The following is an 18,085-nucleotide window of genomic DNA, read 5'->3' on the forward strand; positions in this document are numbered from 1 at the left end:
CTCCTAGATTCTAATTAATTTTAACCGTAACATTTGCTTTTGAAACAATCTGATGACCATGATAAATATCATAATCAATAATAGCTGAGCGTCTCGTGTGGTGAATAATACGAGCCTGAATCCGCAGAGTATCATCTATCTGTACAGCCTGCAAGAAATAAATCAACATCTGTTCAATGATGAGATTACGTCCGCTATTCACAACGAGGTCTTGTGTCATATGGTTGAGGATTTCAGCCAAGACTCCATTAGCAAGGACCCCATTTTTCTCCAACATGAAGGGCTCAACAGTTATGACGACTTCATCATGATGGTAAGATAGTTTTTGCCCGATTTGCTCTGAGAAAGTTGGCAAGGCAGAAACTTGGGAACGGCTCATCTTTTCCATGACATCTCGTCGTGTTACGACACCGAGTAGGGTTTGGTTGCTTCTGACAACGGGAACCATCTCAAAGTCTTCTGCAATCATTCGTTGACTGACATTGGCAATATTGGTCGCCAATCCTGTTACGAAGATACTGCGCGTCATCACCTTGTCAATCGTCGTGCTGGGAGACTTGTCTCCTGCGTCACGCATAGTAACAACCCCGACAACCACTTGATGTTGGTTAATGACTGGAAAACGACTACTTCTGTTCTTACGGACCAAGTCTAGATAGTCTTTGACTGTATCCGTTTCTCTCAAAAAACCATACTCGTGACTGGGACGATAGAGCTTTTCGACTGTCAGAATATCGGTTTTGATTTGAACATTTGAGAGGGCCTTGTTAATCATGGTCGCTACTGTAAAAGTGTCATGTTTACTCCTCAGAACTGGAATCCCTTTTTTATTAGCCAACTCAAGAACATCGTCCTGGACATGAAAACCACCTGTCACAAGGACCGCATTTTCATTTTCCAGCGCTAAAAGTTGAATACGAGTACGGTCACCTACGATCACAAGACCACCATCATGGAGATAGGACAGGATATTCTGCTCTGTCATGGCCCCAATGGAGAATTTGCTAAACTCTCTCTCTAGCCCTTCCTGACCGGCTAAAACTTCAGAGGAGGTGACTTCAGCAATTTCAGCATAGGTCAGCCGTTCAATAGCCACTTTTTTTGGCTTAACTCGTATGGTTCCACTACGTGGCCGAGTTTCAACAATGCCACGATTTTCAGCTTCTTTGATAGCTCGGTAGGCTGTTCCGTCACTAACACCTAGGTGATTGGAAATACTGCGAACACTAACTCTCTTCCCAATTGGCAACTCTTCCAGATAGGACAAAATTTCCTGGTGTTTACTCATTGAATTCTCCTTTTATGTATCGAAATTCAAGATAGTCCCTCATTTTTCGTGTATAGCGATCGCTTCCCTTAAACTGTCGGACGAAACTAAAGCCCGATTTTAAGGCTACTTTTTGACTAGCTTGATTCTCCAGATGAGTGATGATGGATAATTGTTTTAAACCAAATTCTTCAAAGGAAAGCTGACAAAGCTTGGTAACTACTTCTGTCATATAACCTTGTGACCAAGAATCTTTTTTTAAGAAATAACCAATTTCTGCTTCTTTTTTGATTTCATCAATCTTTTCAAATTTAATAGAGCCAATCATTTCCTGATTTCCTTGGAGACAAATTGCCCAAACACCTAGAGGAGCCTTCATAAAATAGTTGGCAAGCGCGTATTGACTTTCTTCTAAACTTGATTGACTAGGAAAAATAAACTGCAAATTTTCAGGATTGGAAGCAATCTCGTAAAATGCTTGACTGTCACTAAAAAAGAAAGGACGCAAATACAAGCGCTCCGTTTCAAAAAAAGAAAACATTGCTAATTTGGTCCAAATATTCATAATCACCTCAACGGTTTAGTCTTCAATGAGTGTAATATCCGCTCCGAGACTACGTAATTTCTCAATAATATCTGAGTAGCCACGCAAGATAAACTCAATATTTGTAATTTCAGTTTTACCTTCAGCCATCAAGCCAGCAATAACAAGCGCTGCACCAGCTCGCAAGTCTGTAGCTTTTACGCTTGCCCCGTGCAATCTACGACCACCATTGTAGATAATATGATCATTTGTAGTCGTAATATCCGCATCCATTTTTGCTAATTCAAAAACATGGTTAACACGTTTTTCATAAATCGTATCAATAATGGTTCCACGACCTTGAGCAGTCAGCAATAGCGGAGTTATTGGCTGTTGCAAATCAGTTGCAAATCCAGGATAAGGAGCTGTTTTGATATTGATAGCCTTCAAATCAGACTGCTCTTCAACGAAGATACTGTCTTCTGAGACCGTCATATGAACGCCCATTTCCTCTAGTTTGGCGATAAAACCTTCTAAGTGCTCATAGAGAACGTTGTTAATACGGATTCCTTTTCCTACCGCTGCAGCAAGTGAAATATAGGTTCCAGCTTCGATACGGTCTGGAATGACTTGGTGACGCGTTCCATGAAGTTTCTCAACACCATCAATAATGATAATATCAGTCCCTGCACCACGAATGTGAGCGCCCATATTGTTCAAAAGGGTAGCAACATCGATAATTTCCGGTTCACGAGCCGCATTTTCAATGACAGTACGCCCCTTAGCTTTGACCGCAGCAATCATGGTGTTAATCGTTGCACCAACGCTGACGGTATCCATGTAAATACTTGCGCCATGAAGTCCCTTACCTTGGGCAGATAAATTCATATTATCTCCCTCATAGCTAACTTTAGCACCCATGGCCTCAAAGGCTTTTAAGTGAAGATCAATCGGACGAGGCCCCAGATCACATCCACCAGGAAGTCCAACTGTAGCTTCACCAAAGCGACCTAAGAGACTTCCGTAGAAATAATAAGAAGCACGCAAGCTATTGATCTTACCATAAGGCATAGGAATATTTTGAACACCTCTTGGATCGATTTCCAAGACATCATCATAACGCTTAACAGTTGCCCCCATAATCTCCATAATTTCTACAAGACTAGCAACGTCTGAAATATCTGGAACACAATCTAAAGTGACAATATCATCTGATAAGATAATAGCTGGAATAAGCGCTACAACACTATTTTTAGCACCGCTAATGGTGATCTCACCTTGCAATGGATGTCCACCATTGATGACAATTTTTCTCATGTTATACTCTTTCAAAATTTACTAAAAAGGTCTTTTCATTCTATTATACCATAATTTTCATTTTTTTCCCATTCCTATTGATTAAACATTCCATTTCAATAAAAAAAGCCTATCACACAAGCGATAAAGCTTGATATGACAGGCTTTGTAATGTTAGATTAACGTACTGTACGGATACGCATTGTGTTTGTACGGACAGCTTCTCCAAGCGGTACACCTGCAACGATAACAATATCATCACCAGATTCTACCAAACCTTGCTCAACTGCAATTCTTTCAGCGAGATCAAACATATCATCAGTGTTTGATGGGCGATCAGTTGTTACTGGAATAACTCCCCAGTTAAGCATCAAACCACGCTGAGTCAATTCATCGAAAGTGATTGCCAAGATATCAGCATCTGGACGGTATTTAGAAATTAAACGAGCAGTGTGACCTGTCTTAGTAAGAGTAACCACCAACTTGATATTCATAGAGTTTGTCGCATCCTTAACAGCTGAAGCCATAACCTCAGTCTTAGAATTACGTGACAAGTTAACAGATGACAAGCGACCGTATTCTTTTAAAAGAGTCTGAGCATTTTTGTCAATAGTTGCCATCGTAGTAACTGACTCAAGTGGATATTTACCATTTGCAGACTCACCTGAAAGCATTGTAGCGTCAGTTCCGTCGATAACAGCGTTAAATACGTCTGATACTTCTGAACGAGTCGCACGTGGTTTTTCAGTCATTGTTTCAAGCATGTTTGTTGCTGTGATAGCGACTTTACCAGCTGCATTTACTTTTGTGATGATCATTTTTTGGTAAACTGGGACCATTTCGAATGGTACTTCGATACCCATGTCACCACGAGCAATCATGATACCGTCAGCAGCTTCAATGATTTCATCCAAGTTGTCGATACCTTGTTGGTTTTCGATTTTAGCGAACAATTGAACGTGACCATTACCAGTTTCTTCACAGATCGCACGAACTTCGTTTACGTCTTTTGCAGTACGGACGAATGAAATTGCGATGAAGTTAATACCTTGTTCAAGGCCAAAGCGAATATCATCATTATCACGTTCAGCAAGAGCTGGGAATGGAATCTTAGTGTTAGGAATATTAACACCTTTTTGTTTAGCAATGATGCCATCATTTTCCACTTCCACTTCAAACTCACGTGTTGAATCATCCTTGCCAATTACACGAAGTCCAAGTTTTCCATCATCAACAAGCACTTGTTTTCCAATTGCAACATCATCATAGATGTCAAGAGCACCAGCAACGTTTAAAGCAATCACATCGCGAGTTGATTTGATTCCTTGTTTAGTTGCAACACGGATTTTTTCACCAGTTTTGTAAGAGTACTCTTTTGCGTCACCTTCAAATAATTCAGTACGGATTTCAGGTCCTTTAGTATCAAGAAGGAAACCAACTTTTTTACCTGCAATTTTTTCAGCAAGTTTAACAGTTGCCATACGCTCACCTTGTTCTTGGTGGTCACCGTGTGAGAAGTTGAAACGGAAAGTATTTGCACCAGCTTCAATCAATTTTGCAATATTTTGAGCTGAAGCTTCAACATCAAGTTTTTCTCCCCAGTATCCGTCATCACCGAATTTTTTACCACCACGGATTTCTACCGCAGGACCCAAAGTTGCAACGATTTTTACACGTTTATTCATGATTTTGTGACTCCTTTATATAATTCGACCTTTTATGGTCATGTTACCAAATTAATGAAAGTTGATTAAGACAAGCTCTTGTTCAAAGCAGAAAGTTCAAGATCAGCTTTATGAGGGTTGTTAACAACAATCTTGCCATCAGCTGTTAGGCTAAACAAAGCTCCTTCTTCTGCTGTACCAAGAATTGGATTCTCAACCATTTTTTCGTTTCGGATACCAACAGCGACACCACCGATTCCTTCTTTAAGAAGTTTAACAGCGTGTGCACCCATGCGTGATGCCAATACACGGTCACGAGCGGTTGGTGATCCTCCACGTTGGATGTGACCAAGTTCTGTTACACGAAGGTCGCTTGTATCTCCAGCTTCTTTTAGTTTTTGACCAAATTCAGCTGCTGACATAACACCTTCTGCCAAAACGATGATGTTGTGTTTCTTACCGTGTTCATAACCAGCTTTGATGCTTGCTACGATTTCTTCCATCTTGAAGCCTTCTTCAGGGATGATGATTTCGTCAGCACCAGTTGCGATACCTGCCCAAAGAGCGATATCACCAGCATTACGTCCCATTACTTCAACAACGAAAGTACGACGGTGACTTGATGATGTATCACGAATCTTATCGATCGCATCCATTGCAGTAGTAACTGCAGTATCAAATCCGATTGTGAAGTCAGTACCTACGATATCGTTATCAATTGTACCTGGAAGTCCGATAGCAGGGAATCCATGCTCAGTCAAGCGCATAGCTCCATGATAAGAACCGTCTCCACCGATAACTACGACTCCTTCGATACCGTGTTTTTTCAACTGCTCAATCCCTTTAAGTTGACCTTCAAGTTGTGCAAACTCAGGGTAACGAGCAGAGTGAAGGAAAGTACCACCACGTGAAATGATGTCTCCAACTGAAGCAGCATCAAGTGGATAAATTTCGCCGGCAACCATCCCTGCGTATCCATCATAGATACCAAAGACTTCCATTCCTTCTGAGATTGCTTGGCGAACTACTGCACGGATGGCAGCGTTCATACCAGGGGCGTCTCCACCGCTAGTCAAAACAGCAATACGTTTCATTTGGTTTTGCTCCTTTTTCTTTTAACATTCTTATTGATTATACCACATTTAAATCGAAAATTCTTCTATTTTTTGTATTTTTAGCGATAAATCGTTTTCATGGTGATTTCCTTTAATTTTTCTTGTAGAGTAGAATCTTTTCTTACAAAATATTGTGTGGAAACAATCGTTTTCTGTTCCTCTTCATACCTGATAATGACAGGAATTGGGCCTTTATATTGTTCCAGGATACTTGAAATCTCTTTATCGTATTCATGATTTTTAACTTGAATCCAGAATCGTTCTGCTACTGCTTCTTTCAAATCTTGTGCAATCATTTGCAAACGACCATCTCGAGATTGAATCTTCCCGTTGATATAGTAAAATTTCCCTTCAGATAGGATAGAGGCGAATTTTCGATACTGATCCGAAAATACAGTCACATCCATCCGAGACTTACTATCATGAACCTGTAGAAAGGCCATATTCTCGCCCTTCTTGGTTCGAATCACCTTTAGTTTTTGCACTTCAACTAGAAGAGTTGCTTGACTCCCCTCAGTGAGAGTAGCAATGGGTGTCGTTGGATAAAGGGCTTGTTTGGCAAGTGTTTGGATAGGATGGGCACTGATACCAACCCCGATCAGTTCCTGCTCCTTGTAAAATTTCTCTGCTTCTGTAAAATCATCAGCCTCCGTCCAACTATAGTTTGCATCCGCAAAGAGTCCTCCCAACTCTTCAACAAAGACAAATAGGTTTGGTAGGTTCACTAGGATTTTCTGGCGGTTCTTGTCAAAGTCATCAAAGAGCCCCAGTTCAACCAGAGGAGACAAAAGTGACAGTTTCTTGTAATTCTTAGGAAGACGTGTGACGAAATCCTCAATGCTTGAGAAGGGACGATTTTCAATGATCCAATAGGAAAAATCTCTCGGCACCCCCTTAATAGCTTTCAAACCAAGATAGATTGTTTTCTGGGTAATTTTATCATGATAGGGAATGCTGTTGATGGCTAAAGACGCTACTTCAAATCCCATCTGCAGAGCATCCACAATGTAATCACCGCTTGAATAATTCAACATAACTTGAAAGAAAATAGCAGGATAGTGCGTCTTGAAATAAGCAAGCTGGAAAGCCAGGGCTGAGTAGGCATAGGCGTGGGATCTATTAAATCCATAGCCTGCAAACTTTTCCATCACTGCAAAAACTTGATTGGCTTTCTCTTCTGAATGCCCAAGTTTTACTGCACCCGAGATAAAATCTTCCTTCATTAAATGCATCTCTTTAGCATTTTTCTTACCCATGGCACGTCTGAGAATGTCAGCTTTACCAAGACTGAATCCTCCAAAGCGCTGAGCTACCTGCATGACTTGCTCTTGATAGAGCATGATACCGTAGGTTGATGATAGGATGTCCTCCAATGCGGGATCCAGCACCGTCACCTTTTCTTTACCATGCTTGCGAGCCACAAAATTATCAATATAATCACTAGCCCCTGGTCTGTTGAGAGATGTCGTTGCTACCACTTCTTCGAAGACTTGTGGTTTCACCCGTTTTAACAGTCGAATGGCACCAGGTTGTTCAAATTGGAAAATCCCCTTGGTATTTCCAGAAGCAAAAAGGGCCAGAGTTTCTTTGTCTTCCAAATCAATCTCTTCGATTTTCAAATGAATACCTTCTGACTCAGCTAGTAATTCCTGCATTTTTTGGACAAAAGTTAAGTTACGCAGACCTAGGAAATCCATTTTTAGAAGGCCATTTGCTTCAACTGCATGTGCATCATATTGGGTGATTAGCATGTCCTCACCGTATTTTAGAGGAATATAGTCCGTCAAATCTTGGTCACTCATAACGACTCCTGCCGCATGGATAGAGGTCTGACGAGGATATCCTTCAATCTTTCGAGCAATCTCAAAAGCTTTTTGGTATTCAATCTTGCTATTGATGACCTGCCTAAATTGCAAATTCTTTTCATAGGCCGTCGTTAGCGTATCTCGGAAACTGATTTTTTTCGTAATATTTGTTAATTCGTACTCTGGAACGCCATAGCGTTTGAAAACATCACGAATCGCTTGTTTTGCTCCAAAGGTCGAATAAGTGACAATCTGTGCCACGTGTTGACTGCCATAGCGATCACGAACGTAACGAATGAACTCTGGTCTATAAAGGTCAGGGATATCGATATCGATATCGGGCATGGTATAGCGCTCACGATTTAAAAAGCGCTCGAAAATCAAGTTCTTTTCAACCGGATCAATTCCTGTAATGTCAAGTGAGTAAGCCACCAGACTACCAACAGCAGACCCACGCCCCATTCCCATATAGTAGCCTTGGGAACGTCCAAAACGCAACAAATCCCAAACAACTAGAAAATAGTCATCAAAGCCCATATCATGAATCACAGCCAATTCCTCGTTCAGTCGCTCATGATAAATAGCTGAGGTTAGCCCCTTGTCACTCAAGCCTTGCTCAGCTCTCTCTCTAAGTTCTTCGACCGCTGGTCTTTCAGGATTAAAGCGAGGAAGTTTTAAACTTGGATCAAGTTGGTAGCTAACATTCTCTATCAAACCTTGAAGAGTGGCAAATGCCTGAGAGAAGCGATTTTTAAACCGAGCTTCTAAATCTGAGGCAGGTAAAAAAATCCCTTGTTGTGAATGCAGATCCACTTCCCTAAGACTGACATTGTCCTTGACTGCCGACAAGATTTGCAAAACTTGTAGGTCTTCTTTTTCAAAAGAATTGACTTGATAGAGTGGAAGAATCGGTCTGGTAAAGACTTCTTGAGGAGTATCTGGACTGGCACCGATAAAATAATCATGCCCCAAATCCAGTTGTTCGACCCCATTAAAATAGGGAACAATAATGGCCACATCTTCGAGGTGGGAGGTGAAGTCAGACCAATTTTTCCGTCCAGTCATTTTTAAAGTGGATAACTTCATCAACTCTTGATAGCCTTTAGTGGATAGGGCTAGAAAACGAAGAGAAATATTCTCCTCATCTTTGATCAAGGTCATTTCAAGACCAATTAAAGGTTGGATGCCATACTTACGAGTCACTTCTAGAAAATGATAGGCTCCATAGAGATTATCCACATCCATAATAGCAAGGTGAGAATAGCCATACTCTTTAGCTGTTTGTACATATTTTTCAATCGAAACCACACTTTCCATAAAACTGTAAACAGTCTTGGTGTCGAGCTGCACAATCATTTCTTCTCCTCCTTGCTTTCGTTTTACTACTATTATACCATTTTAAGTTGGATATTGAAGCAACTCGGATGCTTTCTTTTCAACATCAGCATTTACAACCTCTCCGTCTTTCTTCCCTTTAATTTTTAATATTATAAGATGGATTTGAATATCATTTTAGACATTTTTATACTAAGTAAAGTATAATAAAGTCAGACTCTATATGCAATTTCACATATAAAAAATTCTAAGAAAGGGCTTTTTATTATAGTATTTATTCATCATTTTATAATAACTTACTAAATAGGTATTCCGCTTCACGAAATTTCTTGCATTAAAGTTTATTTATTCCATTTTTCCTTATTTTTTGATATAATAAATTCAGTCTGTTTTCAAAGGAGAGAACCATGCGTTTTAATCAATTTAGCTATCTTCCGACCACTAGTTCTCAACAATTAGATGAACTAGCAAGTCTTGGTCTGGAATTGTCACCTCAACTGCCCTTAAAAAAGCAATTTGAAGACTTCATCCGTTGGAGTTTTTTCACTTATTCTAACACTGATTATGCCTTATCCACTTTGGCCGCGGATAACGAAACAGATCTATTAACTTTTTTCCAATCAGAGCGTGATTTAACTGCTGATGTTTTCTACACGGTAGTTTTTCAACTTTTAGGGTTTAACTATCTTGTTGACTTTGAGGACGCCGAACAATTCCGTAAAGAAACTGGATTTCCTATTGTTTATGGAGATCTCATCGAAAATCTTTATCAATTGCTCAATACACGAACTAAAAAAGGAAATACGCTCATCGACCAACTTGTTAGTGACGGACTCATTTTAGAAGACAATCACTACCACTACTTTAACGGTAAGAGCTTGGCAACCTTCTCTACTCGTGATGTCATTCGTGAAGTCGTGTATGTCGAGAGTCGTGTGGATACTGATAAAGACAGTCTCCCTGACTTAGTCAAGGTCAGCATTATTCGCCCGCGTTATGATGGTCAAGTACCTGCTCTTATGACTGCCAGCCCTTATCACCAAGGGACCAACGTCAAAGCTAGCGATAAAGCTCTCTACAAAATGGAAGGAGAACTTGAGGTCAAACCTGCCCACACCATTGAGCTTGAGGAGGAGCCTAAGCTGAATTTAGTCGAGCCTCTCGGCCAAGCTGAACTCGTCTCTGAAGCTGAAGAAAAGTTAGCTCATATCAATAGCTCATACACCCTCAATGACTACTTCCTCCCACGAGGATTTGCCAATCTCTATGTATCGGGTGTTGGTACCAGGGATTCCCAAGGTCTCATGACTAATGGGGACTACCATCAAATTGAAGCATATAAAAACGTGATTGACTGGCTTAATGGTCGTTGCCGTGCTTTCACGGATCACACACGCAAACGTCAAGTCAAGGCTGACTGGTCAAACGGCAAAGTCGCAACAACAGGAATTTCCTATCTAGGGACCATGTCCAATGGACTTGCGACCACTGGTGTTGATGGCTTAGAAGTGATCATCGCAGAAGCAGGTATTTCCTCATGGTACAACTACTATCGGGAAAATGGTTTGGTGACTAGCCCAGGTGGTTATCCAGGTGAGGATTTTGACTCACTTGCTGAATTGACCTACTCCCGTAATCTCCTAGCTGGTGATTATATTCGTGGTAATGGAGCTCATCAGGCAGACTTAGAGAAGGTAAAAGAACAATTAGATCGCAAGACTGGTGACTACAATCAGTTTTGGCATGACCGCAACTATCTGCTCAATGCTCATAAGGTTCAAGCTGAGGTCGTCTTTACACATGGTTCCCAGGATTGGAACGTCAAACCTCTTCATGTTTACCAGATGTTTCATGCTCTTCCAACTCATATCAATAAGCACCTCTTTTTCCATCATGGTGCCCATATCTATGTGAACAACTGGCAGTCAATTGACTTCCGCGAGTCCATGAATGCCTTGTTAAGTAAGAAATTGTTAGGACTTGACTCAAGCTATCAACTCCCTACTGTCATCTGGCAGGACAATACTGCACCGCAAACATGGCAGAGACTTGATGACTTTGGCAAGCAGAATAAACTGCATACTTTCCCACTTGGAACTGAAGAAAAAGTGATTCAAAACCAGTATGATCAAAAAGATTTTGAGCGGTATGGCAAGACTTACCAAACCTTCAACACAGAACTTTACCAAGGAAAAGCCAATCAAATCACCATTGACCTTCCAGTAAGTCAAGACATTCACTTAAATGGGCGAGTGGAGCTGAAACTTCGTGTCAAATCAAATACAAACAAGGGCTTATTGTCTGCTCAACTCCTCCAACTAGGACAACAGAAGTACCTTCAACCCTATCCAGCAGTTCAATCAGTCCGAACAATTGACAATGGTCGTTACCACATGTTAGAAAATCTCTGTGAACTGCCATTCAATCCAAGTGCTCAACGTGTCATCACTAAAGCCTACCTCAATCTTCAAAACCGAGATGATCTCTTGACAATCGAAGAAATCCAACCAAATGAATGGATGGACTTCAAGCTAGAGCTTCAACCAACTATTTACAAACTTAAAGAAGGAGACATTCTCCGCTTAGTGCTCTACACAACAGACTTTGAGATTACAATTCGAGATAATACAGACTATCACTTGACTGTTGATTTAGCACAGTCTACTATCACTATTCCCTCATAAAAGGAGCTATTAACACTTATGAACAAATCTGAACACAGACACCAACTTATCCGCGCCCTCGTTTCAAAAAACAAAATCCATACTCAAGCTGAATTACAAGCCTTGTTAGCGGAAAATGATATCCAAGTTACACAAGCCACCTTATCACGCGATATCAAAACCATGAACCTCTCAAAAGTTCGCGAAGAAGATCATTCTTACTATGTGCTAAATACAGGGTCTATCTCCAAATGGGAAAAACGTCTTGAAAATTATATGGAAGATGCTCTTATTATGTTGCGTCCTGTGCAACACCAGGTTATTTTGAAAACTCTACCCGGTTTAGCCCAATCGTTTGGATCTGTAATTGATTCTTTGGACTTTCCAGATGTCATTGCAACCCTTTGTGGAGACGATGTCTGCATGATTATCTGTGAAGATGCTACAAAAGCGCAAGCTTGTTTTGAAAGTCTTAAAAAATACGCACCACCATTTTTCTTTAGTGAATAAAACAAATCCCGTGATTAAAAATCACGGGAATTTTTTATTTCTTTGACTGTGTATCTTCTTTCTTTGTACGTGCTAATCGAAGGGCACGTTTAGGGTTGAGACGATTAAACAATTCTTCTAGTTTCTTTTCATTCCATACATCTGCTGCAGAAACAAAATTTCCATCTGCATCTCGGAATGATATCGGTTTATCTCCCATATCAATCTCCTAGTCTACAAATTCAAATTCAAATTTATCGATGCGGACCAAGTCGCCATCTTTGGCACCACGTGCACGAAGGGCTTCGTCAACCCCCATACCACGAAGCTGACGGGCAAACTTCATGACTGATTCGTCACGGTCAAAGTTGGTCATGTTAAAGAGTTTCATGAGTTTTTCACCAGAAAGTACCCATGTCGCATCATCATCACGACTAATCTCAAAGGCTTTTTCTTCCTCGTCAAAACCGTAGTACGCCTCTTCTTCCATATCGGATTCATCATAGATTGGGAATTCTGGAGTCTTGTCTAACAATTCAGCTGTCGCGTCCAAAAGAGTTGCCAAGCCTTGCTTGGTCAGACCAGAAATTGGGAAGATGGCTGGAAGTTCCTCAAACTCGTCGTAGTTTGCTGCCAACTTTTCCTTGAAAGTTTTCAGATTTTCCTGACTTCCAGGCATATCCATCTTGTTGGCTACGATAATCTGTGGACGTTCCATGAGACGAAGGTTGTAGGATTCTAATTCCTTATTGATAGCAAGGTAGTCCTCGTAAGGATCACGTCCTTCACTAGCTGACATATCAATGACATGGAGGATAACTCGAGTGCGTTCGATATGACGGAGAAACTGGGTTCCAAGACCAACACCTTGACTGGCACCTTCAATCAAACCTGGAAGATCTGCTACTGCAAAAGATTCACCTGACTGAGTACGAACCATGCCCAAATTAGGAACAATAGTCGTAAAGTGGTAAGCACCGATTTTTGGCTTAGCTGAAGTGATGACACTAAGCAAAGTTGACTTGCCGACAGATGGGAAACCGACCAAGCCAACATCTGCTAAGATTTTCAATTCCAGTTGCAACTCACGTTCTTGACCTGGTTCTCCATTCTCAGAGATTTCAGGTGCAGGATTTTTTGGAGTGGCAAAACGGATATTCCCACGACCGCCACGACCGCCATGAGCCACGATAAATTCTTGACCATGTTCAATCAAGTCTGTAATGACTTTTCCTGTTTCCGTATCACGTACAGTAGTCCCTTGGGGTACCCGAACACGAAGATCTTCTGCCCCACGACCGTGCATTCCTTTGGTCATCCCTTTTTCACCGGAATCAGCCTTGAAATGACGGTTATAGCGGAAATCCATCAAGGTACGCAAGCCTTCGTCTACCACGAAAACAACGTTACCTCCACGTCCACCATCACCACCCCAAGGACCTCCATTAGGGACATATTTTTCACGGCGAAAGGCAACCATGCCATCGCCACCATTACCAGCCTTGACCTTAATCTTGGCTGTATCTAAAAACATACTCATATTTTCTTCTCACTTTAAAAAGGCTGGGAAATCCCAGTCATTAGTCATTGTTTCTGTCTAAACAACTTGCTTAGAATCTGCTAAAAGCTCCAAGCGCCGTTGCAAAGATACCAGCAAGGGTCACAAACAACATGATGAGCACGACAACAAGTGTCACCTTTTCAAACATTGTTTTTTTACGGTTACCATTATCTCCAAAAGCCATAGTTTCTCCTTTTCACTCTATAATTTTAATTTAATATTCTGTAGAAACAGGCGCAATTGCCCACAAAATCAAGTAAGCAAGAACCCCTGCTCCATAACAAAAGGCTAGAACTCCCCAAATCACTCGGACAATTGTCGGATCAATATCAAAATAGTTGGCAACACCGGCACAGACTCCACCAATTATTTGATTTTTTCCACTTCGCATTAATTTTTTCATAATATTTTCCTCTTATTCTATTATTTGAATTCATCTTTCCAATAATCTCTGATGCTGGATAATTGCTTCCGAGAAGCCCGCAAAATACGCTTAGACTCTTTTACTGGACTTGTAACAGCCTGTTGGGGTAGATATAAAATCGTTTTCAAGAAGCGCTGACTGACAGGTTTTCCATCATGTAATTCATGTTCAAAGTTATTTGAGATAATGGCATCAAGATAAAACTCATGTACTCGTTTTCCAAAGTTTTCAGCCGAAATTTCGTACAACTTATCCGCCAACTTTTGTTCAGATATATCCGGAGTAGCGATTAAGGCTTCAAGGATGGCCCCTGCTAACTCCTGTTCTCCATAGTAGAGGGTTCCAAACATTTTGTCACTGATCAGGTTATCAAGATAAGGATTGCCATGAGCAATGACGGGTGTTCCACTGGCTAAACTCTCTAGATAAGTTAATCCTTGGGTTTCACTAGTAGAGGCAGAGATGAAGAAATCTGCAGCCTTATAGTATAAAGCTGTCTCACTTGGAGCAATCATCCCTGTAAAAATCACATGTTTTTGCAGGTTTAATTTCACTACTTGCTCTTTCAGACTGTCCAGATAAGGACCATCTCCAGCAACGACCAGCTTTACTTTATCTTCTTCTTTCAATACTTCAGCAAAAGCATCTAGAACTGCTTGGATATTCTTCTCGTAAGAAATACGCGAAAGGCTCAGTAGCATTTTCTCGTCTTCCTGAATACCTAACTTCGAACGAAGTTCTTGCAAGTTTTCCTCTTTAATCTCAGGTCGTTCAAACTTAGCTAGCTCAATTCCGGTTGGAATGACACGTTTTTCAACCTTCACTTTGTATTTAGATAAAAGGTCCCGGACAATCTCGCTAGGACAGATTACTCCATCTACATCACGAAGGAAACCACGTACCAAATATTTTACCATACTTGGACGAATCAACATTCCCTTAGCAATATAATGCACATAGTCTTCGTACTGGGTATGGTAAGTATGGATAACAGGAATTCTCAATTCTCGTGCAATCCAAATCCCTAATAATCCAAGTGAAAATTCTGTCTGGGTATGAATGATATCGAGTTGATACTGCTTGGCGATTTCAAGTGCCTTTGTAAAACCTCTATAGGCAAATCGTCGATCTTTAAATGCAAAGAAAGGGACACTTGGAATTCGAATAATTTGCCAATCCTCGTAGCGGTTCACATCTTTATCTGTTGTTGTAAAGATAAAAACTGCATGGCCTTGCTTCTCAAGCTCTGTCTTCAAGGTTCGAATACTGGTCGCAACCCCGGAAACCTGAGGAAAATAGGTGTCTGTAAATAAACCAATTCGCATAGATTACCTCACTTTTTACCTAGAGCAGCCTGTTCCCGATAAAATTTTAACCAAATTCCCAGTAAACGCTCTTCTGAATACTGCTTGGATATCCTTTTAGCTTTTTCTTTCAATTCTTTCAACGCTTCAGGATTTTCTTTATATTCTAGGATTGCTTCTCTCATCTCAGAGACATCACTTGTAGCACGATAATCTCCCTCAAGAATGACCTTATACAGGTCCAAATCCCTTAACATAATAGGAGCCTCGCAACTAGCTGCCTCTAAGATGGTCATAGGGAATAGTTCATTATAGCTAGGTAGTAAGAACAAATCAGCTAAAGCATACAGTTCCCGCATCCTCTCCGGTGACACAATACCTGGGAAAATTAGATTTTTAGGTGGATTGTCCATAATCTTCTTATAGCGTTCATAACCATCTGTTATTCCACCAAATGAAAAACCACCAGCCCAGATAAAGGTAATTTCTGGCAATTCTTCAGCAAGACGGATAAAATCATCTATCCCTTTTCGTTTCTGAACCTGGCCCGCACCAACCACGACAAACTGATCTTTTGCGAGATCCATTTCTTCACGAAGTTGTGCAACTTGTTCAGCTGGTAATGGATGCCATTTTTCTTTGTTTACAAAATTGGGAATATAAGTTATTTTTTCTCGTGGAATACCCGCAGCAACTAGATCCTCTATAAACATGGGATTGACCACCACCAAGTGTTCCATCCGATTGTAAAAGGAAAAAACATAGCGTTTGACAATTCCTTTTAGGAAAAATGGAATTTTCAAACTCCCTTCGAGTGTCTCAGGCAAGAAATGCACATAGCCAACTTTTCTCCCAGAGCGTTTCTTTTGAAATGTGGATAAATAATAAGGGAAATCAATGGTGTGAAAGTGGGTTACGTCTGCCTCTACAGGAAGATTCTCCGTAACAATCAACTGATCTTTGGCATCACGATGAAGGAGACTCACCAATTCACGGTAGGCTCCTGACACTCCTTGACCAGCCACTTTTTCACTTGAACTTAGCATATTAATACGCAATTTTTTGTTTTCCATATTACTCATTATACCATTTTATTTCAAGAAAATCAGTAAAAGAAAGAAGAGACCAGAGGAAAATGGAGGAGCCCCTCTCTTTTCCAATCGTCTCTCGTAATTTTCCAATCGATTACTTAATTCCTAGGGCGATACGCGCATAGCGACTCATTTTTTCAACCGTCCAGGCTGGATACCAGACCAATTTGACTTCGATATTGGTTACCTCAGGCACCTCTGTCATCGCATCGTGTATCTGGTCTGTTAAGAGGTCAGCCAGTGGGCAACCCATAGTTGTCAAGGTCATATCAATTTCCGTGTGACCTGTTTCACCATCAAAACGAATCTCGTAAATCAAACCTAGGTTGACAATATCAATCCCCAACTCAGGGTCGATGACCTCTTCCAAGGCATTTAAAATGCGTGTTTTGATCGTTTCAATTTGTTCTTCTGTATAAGCCATGTTATTCCTCACTCTTAGTCTTCAATAAAATCACGAAGTGGTTTGCTGCGACTTGGTTGACGCAATTTTCTCAAAGCCTTGGCTTCAATCTGACGGATACGTTCACGAGTTACGTTAAAGACTTTACCAACATCTTCAAGAGTACGCATTTTCCCATCATCTAGTCCGAAACGTAAGCGCAAGACGTTTTCTTCACGGTCTGTAAGAGTATCCAAGACTTCATCTAACTGCTCGCGCAAAACGATACGAGTTGTGTAGTCTACTGGATTTTCAATCACTTCGTCTTCGATAAAGTCCCCAAGATGGCTATCGTCCTCTTCACCAATCGGTGTTTCAAGTGATACTGGTTCTTGGGCGATTTTCAAGATTTCACGGACCTTGTCAGGTGTCATATCCATACGCTCAGCGATTTGTTCAGGAGTTGGATCTTGCCCTAATTCTTGAAGGAGATTCCGCTGTTCACGGACAAGCTTGTTAATGGTTTCAACCATGTGGACAGGGATACGAATGGTACGAGCCTGGTCAGCGATGGCACGAGTGATTGCCTGACGAATCCACCAAGTTGCGTAAGTTGAAAACTTAAATCCTTTTGAATAGTCAAACTTGTCAACAGCCTTCATCAAGCCCATGTTTCCTTCTTGGATCAAGTCAAGAAACTGCATGCCACGCCCTACGTAGCGCTTAGCGATAGAAACCACCAAACGAAGGTTGGCTTCGGCAAGACGTTGTTTGGCCTCGATATCACCAGCCTCAACAGCTAGGGCCAATTCTTTTTCCTCTTCGTTGGTCAAGAGAGGAACAACCCCGATTTCCTTCAAATACATACGGACAGGGTCATTAACCTTGGCTGAAGTTGAGCCAATCAAGTCCTCATCACTGAGTTCTGGTTCTTCTTCTGCACTAAGCACACGCGCACTTGGATTTCCTTCGTTATCTGTGATAGAAATTCCAGCATCCTGAATCCGTTGCAAAAGGTCTTCAATGCCATCTGCATCCAGGGTAAAAGGAATAACCAGACTTGAATTGATTTCGTCGTCTGTTGCTGTTCCTGTTTTTTTGTGGTTACGGATAAAATCTGCTACTTGCACATCAAATGTGGTTACTTCTTTTTGTTTTGTTGCCAT

16 protein-coding genes are annotated in these 18,085 nt (G+C 41.0%); 2 read left to right on the plus strand and 14 right to left on the minus strand.

Features of this window, described 5'->3' with window-relative positions:
- Window positions 1-10: 10 nt before the first annotated feature.
- The 6 genes from spxR to HMPREF1125_RS09785 form a co-directional block, all read right to left on the minus strand.
- Window positions 11-1,288, minus strand: a complete 1,278-nt coding sequence (gene spxR, locus HMPREF1125_RS09760; protein ID WP_000033800.1) for a CBS-HotDog domain-containing transcription factor SpxR — start codon at window positions 1,286-1,288, stop codon at window positions 11-13.
- Window positions 1,281-1,832, minus strand: coding sequence for a GNAT family N-acetyltransferase (locus HMPREF1125_RS09765; protein ID WP_001028752.1), 552 nt, complete (start codon window positions 1,830-1,832; stop codon window positions 1,281-1,283). The genes spxR and HMPREF1125_RS09765 overlap by 8 nt, the downstream gene beginning before the upstream one ends.
- Before the next feature lie 15 nt (window positions 1,833-1,847).
- On the minus strand, window positions 1,848-3,107 hold the full coding sequence (locus HMPREF1125_RS09770; protein ID WP_001227077.1) for a UDP-N-acetylglucosamine 1-carboxyvinyltransferase: 1,260 nt from the start codon (window positions 3,105-3,107) through the stop codon (window positions 1,848-1,850).
- 158 nt (window positions 3,108-3,265) lie between these two features.
- Window positions 3,266-4,771 (minus strand): pyruvate kinase, encoded by a 1,506-nt coding sequence (pyk, locus tag HMPREF1125_RS09775; RefSeq protein ID WP_001042800.1) that lies wholly within the window; start codon window positions 4,769-4,771, stop codon window positions 3,266-3,268.
- Between the two features lie 65 nt (window positions 4,772-4,836).
- The gene (gene pfkA / locus HMPREF1125_RS09780; RefSeq protein WP_000820883.1) at window positions 4,837-5,844 is read right to left on the minus strand and encodes a 6-phosphofructokinase; all 1,008 of its coding nucleotides are present in this window, start codon (window positions 5,842-5,844) and stop codon (window positions 4,837-4,839) included.
- Window positions 5,845-5,924: 80 nt separating this feature from the next.
- The gene (locus HMPREF1125_RS09785; protein ID WP_000636963.1) at window positions 5,925-9,026 is read right to left on the minus strand and encodes a DNA polymerase III subunit alpha; all 3,102 of its coding nucleotides are present in this window, start codon (window positions 9,024-9,026) and stop codon (window positions 5,925-5,927) included.
- 386 nt (window positions 9,027-9,412) lie between these two features.
- On the opposite strand from HMPREF1125_RS09785, the gene HMPREF1125_RS09790 reads away from it, so the two are divergent.
- Together HMPREF1125_RS09790 and HMPREF1125_RS09795 are read left to right on the plus strand one after the other, a co-directional pair.
- The gene (locus HMPREF1125_RS09790) at window positions 9,413-11,689 is read left to right on the plus strand and encodes a Xaa-Pro dipeptidyl-peptidase (RefSeq protein WP_001212002.1); all 2,277 of its coding nucleotides are present in this window, start codon (window positions 9,413-9,415) and stop codon (window positions 11,687-11,689) included.
- A gap of 18 nt (window positions 11,690-11,707) precedes the next feature.
- Window positions 11,708-12,178, plus strand: a complete 471-nt coding sequence (locus HMPREF1125_RS09795) for an arginine repressor (protein ID WP_001043013.1) — start codon at window positions 11,708-11,710, stop codon at window positions 12,176-12,178.
- 34 nt (window positions 12,179-12,212) lie between these two features.
- Here HMPREF1125_RS09795 and HMPREF1125_RS09800 read toward each other — a convergent pair whose 3' ends face one another.
- From HMPREF1125_RS09800 to rpoD, 8 genes are all read right to left on the minus strand, one after another.
- Window positions 12,213-12,377 carry a hypothetical protein gene (locus HMPREF1125_RS09800; RefSeq protein ID WP_000502576.1) on the minus strand — a complete coding sequence of 55 codons (165 nt, stop codon included), beginning with the start codon at window positions 12,375-12,377 and terminating at the stop codon, window positions 12,213-12,215.
- Between the two features lie 9 nt (window positions 12,378-12,386).
- Complete coding sequence (gene obgE, locus HMPREF1125_RS09805) at window positions 12,387-13,697, minus strand: GTPase ObgE (protein ID WP_033630737.1); 1,311 nt, start codon at window positions 13,695-13,697, stop codon at window positions 12,387-12,389.
- 70 nt (window positions 13,698-13,767) lie between these two features.
- Window positions 13,768-13,902: a DUF4044 domain-containing protein gene (locus tag HMPREF1125_RS09810; RefSeq protein ID WP_000863864.1), complete on the minus strand. Its 135-nt coding sequence runs from the start codon at window positions 13,900-13,902 to the stop codon at window positions 13,768-13,770.
- A 30-nt stretch (window positions 13,903-13,932) separates the two neighbouring features.
- The gene (locus HMPREF1125_RS09815) at window positions 13,933-14,124 is read right to left on the minus strand and encodes a PspC domain-containing protein (RefSeq protein ID WP_080585613.1); all 192 of its coding nucleotides are present in this window, start codon (window positions 14,122-14,124) and stop codon (window positions 13,933-13,935) included.
- A 17-nt stretch (window positions 14,125-14,141) separates the two neighbouring features.
- A complete protein-coding gene (locus HMPREF1125_RS09820; RefSeq protein WP_001219469.1) occupies window positions 14,142-15,467 on the minus strand; it encodes a glycosyltransferase family 4 protein in 1,326 nt (441 codons plus the stop codon).
- Window positions 15,468-15,475: 8 nt separating this feature from the next.
- On the minus strand, window positions 15,476-16,519 hold the full coding sequence (locus tag HMPREF1125_RS09825; RefSeq protein WP_000428259.1) for a glycosyltransferase family 4 protein: 1,044 nt from the start codon (window positions 16,517-16,519) through the stop codon (window positions 15,476-15,478).
- A 112-nt stretch (window positions 16,520-16,631) separates the two neighbouring features.
- Window positions 16,632-16,961, minus strand: a complete 330-nt coding sequence (locus tag HMPREF1125_RS09830; protein ID WP_000331931.1) for a metal-sulfur cluster assembly factor — start codon at window positions 16,959-16,961, stop codon at window positions 16,632-16,634.
- A gap of 14 nt (window positions 16,962-16,975) precedes the next feature.
- On the minus strand, window positions 16,976-18,085 hold the full coding sequence (gene rpoD, locus HMPREF1125_RS09835; protein WP_000201892.1) for an RNA polymerase sigma factor RpoD: 1,110 nt from the start codon (window positions 18,083-18,085) through the stop codon (window positions 16,976-16,978).

The organism is Streptococcus oralis SK304 (assembly GCF_000287715.1).
In the GTDB taxonomy this organism is placed as follows: Bacteria; Bacillota; Bacilli; order Lactobacillales; family Streptococcaceae; genus Streptococcus; species Streptococcus oralis_Y.